Below are 10,212 nucleotides of genomic sequence, written 5' to 3'. Positions count from 1 at the left end.
CGCTTTCGACGATCTATGAAACTACTGCCAGGCATTCGCCTGAGCGTTAATAAGGACTCAGTTGGAATGTCCTTTGGTGTTCCTGGTGCCCGCTACACAATAAATTCAAAAGGTCGACGCACCCTTTCAACTGGAATTCCTGGAACAGGTCTCTATAACGTGGAAACCTTAAGCGGTGGCAGGGGAAAGAGTCGGGGGAGTACCACAAAGGCAGCTTCAGGCTCGGAAGAAAAGGTTATTCCTTACAACCCACCAACAAGCATGCAGCCTGGACTTTTTGCAAAGAAAGCAGAGCGCGCACTCTATGCATACTTACGAGACATCTTTAAATGGGATGAAACAGATACTCCTGATCAAGTGATTGAAAAAGCCAAAGCGTTAGAGGAAGAACATCCCAGCCTCAAATGGAGTCTTTATCTCCTCAAGTTTCTATATTCTGTTAAAGGTAGCTCAGTAGATGATTCGACTGGCTCTGCGTGGGGTAAGGAGTTATGGAGTAATCGCAAGATTGCCTTTGCCGATAAGTATGTAAGAAAGTACTTCCTAGGTATTACCCCACAGGTTCAAATTACCAATGGCATATTCACCGCATCCGTATACAACGAACAAACCCTTGGCCATATTTATACTGAACTACTCCAGCAGATGGGCAAGTTTGAAGAAGCCTTTGCAATCTTGCATGAAATGCAACCCGATCAACTAGTTGCGATCTCGATCGCTGATATTGAAATCGGTAAAAAAGATTATGACGGAGCGATTGAAACAACTGAAGATATTGAAAATGAGGATGATGCAACGGCCATGATGTTGATCCTGCGCGGAGTGGCATTTCGGGAAAAGGGATTAAATGATGGTGCACTTGAGTGCTTTAAGCGCGCCCTGGCATCAAAGAAGCGTTCTGAGATATTGCTCCATCGCGCACTCTTTGAAAGAGCTGAAACCTATGCACGATTAGGTAAAAAAGCTTTAGCAATTAAGGATCTAGAAAAGATTTTGGTAGATGACTCTGATTATCCAGCTGTGCAGGAAAAACTAGACACGCTTAATGCATAGAGCTAACTTTCATAGCAAAAGCCCCACAGAAATCATTCTGCGGGGCTTTGCTAGTTTTTAAGCAGCAAGGGTCATGAATTTAGTTTGAGAGATACTGCGTCTAGTAGTAAATTCATTTGCCCCTCGACAGCGGTGGAGATCGGAAACTCATTAGGTGCACCCTGGCCATCGCGGGAGTAGGACACATAAACCACGTTTCTACCCTCTTGGCGCGCAATCAATAGAGCCTTGCGGCCAAAGTATTTCCCAGAAAACACCATTTCATAGTCAAGGCGCAAGCTACTTGTGGAAGGTTGTGTAATCGTTTGAGTGGTGGTCCATGTTAAATCTGAGGTTCTATTTGTCACAATTGCGCAGGATTTCAATTCAGAAGCAATATCGTTTAGAAGAAACTCTTCACTAACATTGTTGTCACCAACAATTGTCAATGTCAATTTTGAGTAGTCATTTGGATCATTATTCGCCCAGAACCAACTCAAGCCTCCGAGCATGCTATTCGAAGCGTTTGAAGCCCCAGATTTAGCGAATGTACGTTGAGTTAAAAATGCATCAGATTCGCGGCAAGTTGCAGGAGAAGTTGTGAGCGAGCCATCATTTGAATCGGTGAGTCCAGAGACAGGTTCTATTTTAAGTTCACTTGATGTGAAACGTGAGAACTCTGAATAACCCACCAAGATGCTCTCACTTGGTATCAAGACATTAAGGGCTTTAAAATCAAAAGCCGCTGGGGTCTCCCAGTTGACTGGCTCATCTGATTGACTTGAAGTTTCTTGGCCACAGCTAGTCATAATGAATAGAGATGCCAGTGCCAGGACAAAGTACCTATTTCGCTTAAGCATTGATGTCATTTTCTCTCCAAACGCTCTCACACGGGTAGGCATACCCAACCTCGAATAAGGGAAATTTAACTCATAACCTCGCAACTAAACAGAGCATGGCCCGAAGAGTTACGGAATGTTCACATTCGAGTTAAAGGAGCCAGCCACCTTCATCTGCTGACGCAGGCCCAATAGAGCATTTTGGGCGTGTTGCCCAATACATGGAGCCTGCATGAGAGGACGATTAAGAAAATAGATCTTTACTACTTCAACGGAGAGGCAGAACAATGGATCAAAATCTCAATGCAAAGAGAGTTCACAACACAGAACTCGGCTTTAACACAACTCGCATGGTCTTTATCTTTGGCAACTTAGCAACTCTTGCAATGATCACCTTTGGTGATCTAACTAGTGGCTCACTCAAGCTAGCTCTATCTGCAATTGTTATCATCATTAACATTGCAAGCGTGCTCTCATTTGACACAGAACTCAAGCAGTTTCAAGCAATCGGGCAAGACACAAATGAAGAGAACTCAAACTATGCCAAGGCTGGCGCGAAGAACCCTTGGGGAGCCTTCAGAATCTTTTGTGTGCTGATCTGTGTTATTGCAGCGGTAACTCAGTGGATAGCAATTAATGCATAGCTTGGCAATGTTGAATCTCGAAGCCACATCGCCTCGATATCACCTGTGATGATATATGTGTGGTTCTTGCCTTCGCGAAGGTAGTTGTAAGCGGTGGTATCAAGGGTGTTGGCAAAGGTATTGATAAATAGTTGACGTATTTCTACATTACTAATCTTTTGGGAGATTTCACCTAGGTAGTCATCAAGTTCTGGTGAGTAAAAAGCTTGGTTTTCAGGAGTTGGTCGTACCCACTTCTCGAAACCATCAAAAGTTTTTAGCTTGTTCAACCAGAAATCTCCTCAAAAATCAGGATCATGGCGCAATTATCCTTCAGGGTATTTTGTACTGTCAATGTTCCTTGGTGAGATAGAAAAAGTGTTTCATCGCTTACTAAGTTTCTAATCTGATAAAAGGCTTCAGGTTTTGGGGGTAGATAGGTGATGATGGGCTGGGTAGCACCGCCATCTAGCTGATAAATGGTCAATAGTGGAGATTGGGTTTCATTCTCTATTGCAAAAGCTACCGTTCTAGAACCCTTGTGATCGCGCTCTGGTTGGGGCGTTAAGTGATTGATAAATGCCCCATCTTGGAAGCGGGGTCTAAAAAACTCTTTGTAAATAGAAACAAAGCGAGTTACTAGTTGCATTTTGGACTCTGAAAAATCAGGAAGTCTGGCGCTGATTCCAAAACCACCCAGCAACGTAATTGATAGTGCAAACTCTAGATCGGCATCAGATGAATCACGTGCGGTAAATAGTTGCTGCCCATGGTCCCCACGCCACTGACTATCGCACCAACCAAGAAGTTTTTCAGGTGGGAAGAATAATGATGAGGCCCAAAAACAGGACAAGGAGTGTTCTGGCCAGTCTGGATCACTAGCAAAACCCACATCTACATGTGTTGCCATAGCTAGATCCCACCGTAAACCGCCCGAACTGCAGTTCTCAATTGTTAGATCTGGGTAATCCTTCTTTAATGTATCTAAAAGTGTGTAGAGGTTATGAAGATGCTCATGTAATCCCAGGGATAAATCATGGCCGTGATCAGCTCGATTACAACCAGCACCAGGATCTAGATTAAAATCCATTTTTATCCAGGATGTACCACACTCTTCAATCAAACTCTTACTTGTTTTTAAAGCCCAAGAGAAGGCATCAGGGTTACCTAGGCACACATACTGCAAATTTTTGCCATTATGTTCGGCTATAAACTTGGGGTGAATTTTTGCAAGTTCGGCCTTCTCGCCGAGTGCTTCAATTTCTAACCAAATTCCAAATTTAATTCCTAATCTGCGAACCGCATCTGCAACACTTCCTAGACCACTCGGGAAGCGTTCGATGTTTCTTTGATCCCAGTCTCCGCGCAGATGATGCCAGTGTGAATCCTCTGCTGCTGGGCCAAACCAACCAGCATCTAGAACGGCAACTTCGATTCCAGCTTCCTTAGCACACGCTGCATTGGCCAATAAAGTTTCCTCATTGATATCAGTATCTTCATATGGCCACCAGGAGTTCCACTCTGTCAAAAGTTGAGGAGTCCCGTGGGTATCCAACTCTCGAAAATCGGCGATAAATTCCCGCATCGCAGCATCGATTCCACCAGAGTCAACTGTTTTTGTGATGAGATGAGTTTGGTCGCAATCACTCTTAACCAGTATCTCAATGCTGCGTAATTGAGGAGTGCAGATTATTTGCCAGTTTCCAGACCAAGCAACGGCGAGGAAGTGAGCACGAGGACCATCTTCAATAATAATAAATGGGTGATGACCTTTACTTGATCGCCCAGCTGTCACACCGATGTCTAGAGGTAATTCCGCACTCACGTGCTGCGGAGTCCACTCGGTACCCCAATCCGAACTCCAGTAGTGAATTCGAGCCAGAGCGAGATCATCAAAGGTAATGGTGTAGTTCTTTGAACTCATCATGATGAACCGGTCCCAGTGGGTACGCCTCTAACTAAGTACTTTGAGCTCATCGCTAAAAGAATAAGTGTTGGCGTAGCGGTAATGCATAACGCTGCGGCTACCAAAGGTTGATTGGTGGTGTAGCGGCCACCAATACTGGCTAGCGCTGGAGTAAGAAGTCGCATCTCCTGGTCGGGAAGAATGAGATAGGCATATAAAAGCTCATTCCACATCCCTAAAAACTGCAAAACTGCAAGAGTTGTGATTCCGGCAGCTGCATTGGGAACTGCGATTCTAAAAAAGGAGGTAAAAAAGCCAGCACCATCAATTCTGGCAGCATCTAAAATTGTGTCAGGCACCGCGCTGAATGTTGCTTTTAGAAAGAAAACGCCAAAAGGGATATTGGTGCCAATATAGACAAACATTAAACCGGGCAAGTGTCCGACAAGTGAAAACTTTGAAAGCAGAAGATAGATGGGGATGATTAGTATCTGACTGGGCAGCAGCATGACTGCGATGAAAGACCAATTTATAGCCTTGCTTCCCGGGAAGTCATATTTAGCTAAAGCAAATCCGGCTAGTGATGAAAAGATTAGGGATGTGGCAAGACTTAGACCCACAACAATGATGGTATTGCGCGCTGCCGTATCCAGTGAGTAGTTATTAATTAAGATCCGGTAGCTATCTAAAGTGAAGAACTTTGGTAGGCCGTAAGCGTTTTTGTTGTAATCCTCTAAAGTACGAGACGAAGTCATTACGACATAGAAGAGTGGATATAAAGTTGTAATAGCAACACTTAAAAGTGCTAAGAGAACGATCGTATTAGTGCGCCATTTGAATTTTCTCATCTTAGCGACCGTCGTCGTTTCTGAGATACTTGCTTTGAGCGATAGTAAGTGTGGCAATGACGCCGAAGATTATGATTGCCAATGCGGAGCCTTGTCCCATGTCATAGGCTGAAAAAGCCTTCTGGTAGACCAAGTAGTCCAGAGTGGTCGTTGAATACAACGGACCTCCGGCAGTCATCACAAAAATGAAGCCAAATAATGATGTGAATGTATACAGCGTGTTAATGATTGAAACAAATGCTAACTGCTGGCGAATACTGGGAATGATGATGTACCAAAATCTCTGCCACCAGCCAGCACCATCAACTTCAGCTGCAGCAAAGAGATCGGTATCTATGGCCATTAACCCACTGAGCAAGATCATCATGGCATAGCCAAAGCCAGCCCAAATGAGGGCAAGGACGACAACTAAAATAGCCATATTTGCCCGAGCAAAAAAATTGATAGGTGTCAGGCCGAGTGAAATGAGTGCTGAGTTAATGGGTCCATTGAGTGTAAAGGCTGAACGAAACATTAATCCGATCACAGAAGCTGAAAGCACTGAGGGTAAAAAGAATACGATCCTAAAAAATCGCCATCCCCACACCTCTTGGTAGAGCAAGACCGCTGTGAAAAGTCCTGCAAAAATCACAACTGGAATGGCAACGAGAAACTTTAGGTTAGTGAGAAATACCTGATGCACGAGTGGGGCTGCAAAGATATCTACATAGTTTTTAAATCCGATGAACTTTGAGGTCACTCCATCAGTTTTTAGAAAAGAGATCCAGATTGCATATCCAATTGGATAGAAAAGTAGAGATGCAACCACAATAAAAGCTGGAAGGGTTGCAAAGAATCCAATTCGTTGTTTCTGTCGAGTCAGAGATCCTCGGGAGGACCTAGATTTCCTGCCGCCTGCGAAAGTTGGCCCCCGTGAGGGGCCAACTTCCACTACTGCAGGTGAGGTCATTCGGTCTGATTACTTATTCTCATTAAGTGATGCTTGTAGTTGCTTGACGGCATCGGCTGGGGTTGTCTGACCCAGTGCTACCGAGGCATTTAACTTGTAGAACAAGTCATTTGTTGGTCCGGGCATGATGTTGTCAAATGGATAAACCTGAGGGTTCTTTGCAACATCTTTAGCTTGCAACTTAAGCAATGGATTCACAATCACTGAAGAATCAGCGTTTACGTGATTTGATGGCTCAGTCTGTGTGATCTTTACATAGGTATCAATGGTCTTAGCTTGCATTAAGTACTTAAGGAACTTAATTGCTTCAGCCTTGTTCTTGCTGTACTTAGTAACTGAGACCGCCACATTGGTGCCTCCAGCAAGAATTTTCGGATACTTAGACCCACTCAATTGTGGAATTGCAAAAGTTCCCGCATTTGCACCTAAGGCTTTAAAGATTGGGTCATTATCCCAACCACCATCAATGATCATCGCTCCTTTACCGGCAAGGAATCCATTGAGGCGATCTCCTTGACCAGCAGTAGTTGCATCGGCATTTGTTATCCCAGATGTATAGAGCTTCTGGTAACCCTCATATGCCTTAACCATTGCGGCAGAATCAATCTTTGTCTTGCCTGTATACATGTCGTAGAAAGCATTAGGTCCTAGTTGGCCACCAACTAATGAAGCAATGACCCACGCTCCTGTGTACCCTTCAAGATTTGTCTCCCAAATTGGAGTTTCAACACCTGCACTCTTGAGTTTCTTTGCAAGAGCTATAAATGCTTCCCAAGTCTTTGGTGGATTTGTCATATCTATATTGTTTGCAGCCATCACTCGCTTGTCATAGAAGACATAAAAGTATGATCCTGCACCGTATGGCATTGCAAGAAGTGGCCCTGTTGGGTCATATCCCTGGCGAACTGTGCCAGTTCCTTTTATGAGTGCCAACTCTGTTTTTGTGAAGTACTTATCAAGTGGCTCTAAAAATGCTGCAAAGGAAAGTGTATTTCCGCCAGCAAAGCCGATTTTGATATCTGGTCCATTTTTTGCAATGGATGCAGCTTTAAATTGCGTATCAGATACGCCACCATCGATTTCAGAAATATCGATAGTTACATATGGATTCAATTTTTCATACGCCATCTTTGCTTTATAGATGAATGAGTTTTTGGTATCAAGCGCACCATCTTTTAGGTGCCCCATTAAACCTGGATCCCATACCTTTAGTGTTACTTTTTTTGGTGCAGCACTTGCACTAGTGGCATATCCACTCACTGCAAAGACTAGGGCGCCAGCACAAATAATGCTTATCGCCTTACCTATTCTGCCTTTGATCATCATTGACCTCTCCCGTTAGTTAGTATTACTGGATGTGTTGCTAATTACCACCGATTCCACATTTGTCGGTGATCTTGTGCCCATGCATATGCTGCAACTGTCCATCCTTGAATCATTTGTGGTGGTTGGACAATTCGATTAAAGCCGTTTCCGAAACCATCGGCAGCGCCTTCAATATCAATTACTTCCGAGCTCACCCAGCCATGTAAGGGGGCATCACTTCGCAGTAGTTCGGGAAATCCCCCGATGGATTCAATGGCTGCAACTGTTCTTCCGATTAGCGCTGTCGCCTGCGGCAAGAAACCGTGACGTAACAAGCCACGTCCAGCAAAAATGCCATCCATCGGCCAGGCCGAACCAGTGTGATAACCACCTGGGCGATATGAGGGGTGGTTACTTGAGAGTGTTCGCAAGCCCGCAGGACCTAACAGTTGAGAATCAGTCAATGCCTCAGCAATTACCATTCGATACATCACCCAGTCAGGCCCATCAAATATTGCTGAATCTAATAATCGACCTTGATTACTTGCTTGAGAATCTAATGCGATCTGCTGGCCCTGTTTATTGCGCTCGGTTGCAAGTGCGAAACGATCTCCCAGCCACATATGTTCGATTAACTTCAAACGCACCTTATGAGCTAGTTGAATGAGTTCATCGCCACTAAGTGGCCAATCTAAATAGGGGCGGAGTAGGTATAACTGTGCCGCACCAATCAAAGCATCAAATACTTCTGCCACAGTTTCAATAGATGCCAGTGATCCTTCACCAACAAGAGTTCCATCGGCATGCATATAAGAATCACCAGAGTCTTTCCAATACTGATTTTTTATGCCATGTGGATTAGAGCGTTTTGATTCAATTAATGCTGACGGTGTATTGAGCCGAGCCAGAATCCATTTAGTTGCTAAGACTGCGCGCTCACCTAAAATTTTATTTCCTACTTGAATATCAAGTAAGCCAGGTTCTTCGAGCGCTTCTTTTGAAAGAGCCTTGAGCCATAATGGTGTGCTATCAACTGAGCCGAAGTATGGAAATGACCAGCCCTCCTTCGCCATAATTTCCCGTGCTCGTTCATCTCCTGCATCTCGCACTTCGTGTGGAATGCGTCCAGGCTCTTCTTCACTTTGTGCTACAAAGTTTTCACCTTGCGCTTCACCAAGTGCGCAGATGACTCCACGGCGCAACCCCGGAACTCGAGCTCCTAAAAAGTCAGCGATGATTAATGAGTCACGACCAAAGAGGCATCTAAAGAGATTTTGTTCGCCAATGCCGCGATGATGATCAAATGGAATAGATGCATAAGGGATTAGCCAAGGTCCACGGTAGGCAAGTGTCCATGGAATAACCGTGTCAAGCGGCGGACGAAAACGTGGATCAAAAACTGGGTCACTGGGAGAGAGGATTAAACGGCGTGAAATAACTATCTCGCCACTTTTAATATCTATATCTGACACAGCCAGACCTCTCATTAAAACCCTTGGAAAGGGGTTTTTATGAGTTTATTAATGTAAATTTTTCATTACAAGCACTTACATCAATGTAATTTATTTATTACATACTAGGTGGTTGAGCGCAATATGAGTTCGGGTTTTAACTCAACTCGGGCAGGCTCATCGGAATGTTCGTGTCCGCGCAGAATTTCAACAGCGCGACGCCCGCTTGCATCAAGGTGGGTTCGGACCGTAGAGATTCCTAGCTGTGAGGCTGAATCGCAGTCGCCATAACCAATCAATAAGAGATCTTTGGGGATAGAAATTCCCAACTCCCGTGCGGCAACATATATCGACTTTGCCAACAAGTCACTGTCTGCAAATACCGCCTCTATCTTTCTATTGCTTTTCAAGAGTTTTCGAATCTCCACGCCAGCCTCCTGTGAGAGTGGATCGACTAGAAGCTCGATGCTGGCAGTTTTTTTATCTACATTCAGATGTTCTCTAAAAGATTTCAACCGTATTCCAGGATTGTTATCCATGGGCGAGGGTCTTGCACCTAGGAAGAGGATGTTTTTCACCTCACTTTTGTTGAAGTAGTCAGCAACAAGTTCACAGCCCTTTTTCTCTGATGTTATAACTCGGGAGAACCGAGGGTCATCAATGTTGATTAGAACTGTTGGTAATTCAAAACGCTGAATGTATGTTGCAACTTCAGGAAGAATTGGTACTCCAGAGAAAATTAATCCCTCTACGCGCTTGGTGACCAATAACTTCTTAACGTAATCTACTGAACTTGCCGAGCCTATAACATCGTATAAAAGAAGTTCATGCGGCCATGCACGAAGTGCATTTGATACCCCACGCAACCTTTCCGTTCCACCTTGGTGATTAAATAATTGAGTAAAAACAGCGATTCTTGCCATTGATAAATCGCGTTCAAGAATTCGTGGCGCTTTGTAATGAAGGGCAGATGCGGCCTGTCGGACTAGCGTAACCGTTTCCGGTTTTAATAATTCAGGGTTAGAAAAGCAGCGAGAAGCTGTTGCGATGCTCACTTGAGCATATGCCGCAACTTGAGCTAGCGTCGCGCGCTTATTCATTACACCTCACATATTAAGCATAATTGCGGAGATAATAAAAGAAAACCCCATACCTAGTCACCCTGATTGATCTGACTCAGCATGGGAAGAAAACAAGAGTTAATGGCTAGGGCGAGCCGAATCTAATCTGATCGACACCACGTAATCTCTATGCATGAA

General features: G+C 44.4%; 10 protein-coding genes. 2 read left to right on the top strand and 8 right to left on the bottom strand.

What is annotated here, in order from left to right; all coding sequences use genetic code 11:
* Window positions 1-1,053 (top strand): DUF4236 domain-containing protein (locus ABW391_RS27200; RefSeq protein ID WP_353485060.1); only part of this gene is annotated, 1,053 nt, incomplete at its 5' end.
* Between the two features lie 71 nt (window positions 1,054-1,124).
* Here ABW391_RS27200 and ABW391_RS27195 read toward each other — a convergent pair.
* Window positions 1,125-1,892 carry a hypothetical protein gene (locus ABW391_RS27195; protein ID WP_353485059.1) on the bottom strand — a complete coding sequence of 256 codons (768 nt, stop codon included), beginning with the start codon at window positions 1,890-1,892 and terminating at the stop codon, window positions 1,125-1,127.
* A 266-nt stretch (window positions 1,893-2,158) separates the two neighbouring features.
* Between ABW391_RS27195 and ABW391_RS27190 the strand changes: the two genes are divergently transcribed.
* Window positions 2,159-2,515 carry a hypothetical protein gene (locus ABW391_RS27190; protein ID WP_353485058.1) on the top strand — a complete coding sequence of 119 codons (357 nt, stop codon included), beginning with the start codon at window positions 2,159-2,161 and terminating at the stop codon, window positions 2,513-2,515.
* On the opposite strand, the gene ABW391_RS27185 is transcribed toward ABW391_RS27190, so the two are convergent.
* From ABW391_RS27185 to ABW391_RS27155, 7 genes are all read right to left on the bottom strand, one after another.
* The gene (locus tag ABW391_RS27185; protein ID WP_353485057.1) at window positions 2,491-2,784 is read right to left on the bottom strand and encodes a glycoside hydrolase family 125 protein; all 294 of its coding nucleotides are present in this window, start codon (window positions 2,782-2,784) and stop codon (window positions 2,491-2,493) included. The genes ABW391_RS27190 and ABW391_RS27185 overlap by 25 nt on opposite strands.
* A complete protein-coding gene (locus ABW391_RS27180) occupies window positions 2,781-4,421 on the bottom strand; it encodes a glycoside hydrolase family 36 protein (RefSeq protein ID WP_353485056.1) in 1,641 nt (546 codons plus the stop codon). The genes ABW391_RS27185 and ABW391_RS27180 overlap by 4 nt, the downstream gene beginning before the upstream one ends.
* The gene (locus ABW391_RS27175) at window positions 4,418-5,248 is read right to left on the bottom strand and encodes a carbohydrate ABC transporter permease (RefSeq protein ID WP_353485055.1); all 831 of its coding nucleotides are present in this window, start codon (window positions 5,246-5,248) and stop codon (window positions 4,418-4,420) included. The genes ABW391_RS27180 and ABW391_RS27175 overlap by 4 nt, the downstream gene beginning before the upstream one ends.
* A 1-nt stretch (window position 5,249) precedes the next feature.
* Window positions 5,250-6,197 carry a carbohydrate ABC transporter permease gene (locus ABW391_RS27170; RefSeq protein WP_353485054.1) on the bottom strand — a complete coding sequence of 316 codons (948 nt, stop codon included), beginning with the start codon at window positions 6,195-6,197 and terminating at the stop codon, window positions 5,250-5,252.
* A 9-nt stretch (window positions 6,198-6,206) separates the two neighbouring features.
* On the bottom strand, window positions 6,207-7,523 hold the full coding sequence (locus tag ABW391_RS27165; RefSeq protein WP_353485053.1) for an ABC transporter substrate-binding protein: 1,317 nt from the start codon (window positions 7,521-7,523) through the stop codon (window positions 6,207-6,209).
* Between the two features lie 41 nt (window positions 7,524-7,564).
* A complete protein-coding gene (locus tag ABW391_RS27160) occupies window positions 7,565-8,989 on the bottom strand; it encodes an amylo-alpha-1,6-glucosidase (protein ID WP_353485052.1) in 1,425 nt (474 codons plus the stop codon).
* Between the two features lie 89 nt (window positions 8,990-9,078).
* Complete coding sequence (locus ABW391_RS27155) at window positions 9,079-10,053, bottom strand: LacI family DNA-binding transcriptional regulator (RefSeq protein ID WP_353485051.1); 975 nt, start codon at window positions 10,051-10,053, stop codon at window positions 9,079-9,081.
* Window positions 10,054-10,212 lie beyond the last annotated feature (159 nt).

Source organism: Haliscomenobacter sp. (assembly GCF_040403615.1).
In the GTDB taxonomy this organism is placed as follows: domain Bacteria; phylum Bacteroidota; class Bacteroidia; order Chitinophagales; family Saprospiraceae; genus Haliscomenobacter.
Note: the sequence above shows the minus strand (reverse complement) of the source record. Positions and strands in the feature narration are given on the sequence as shown.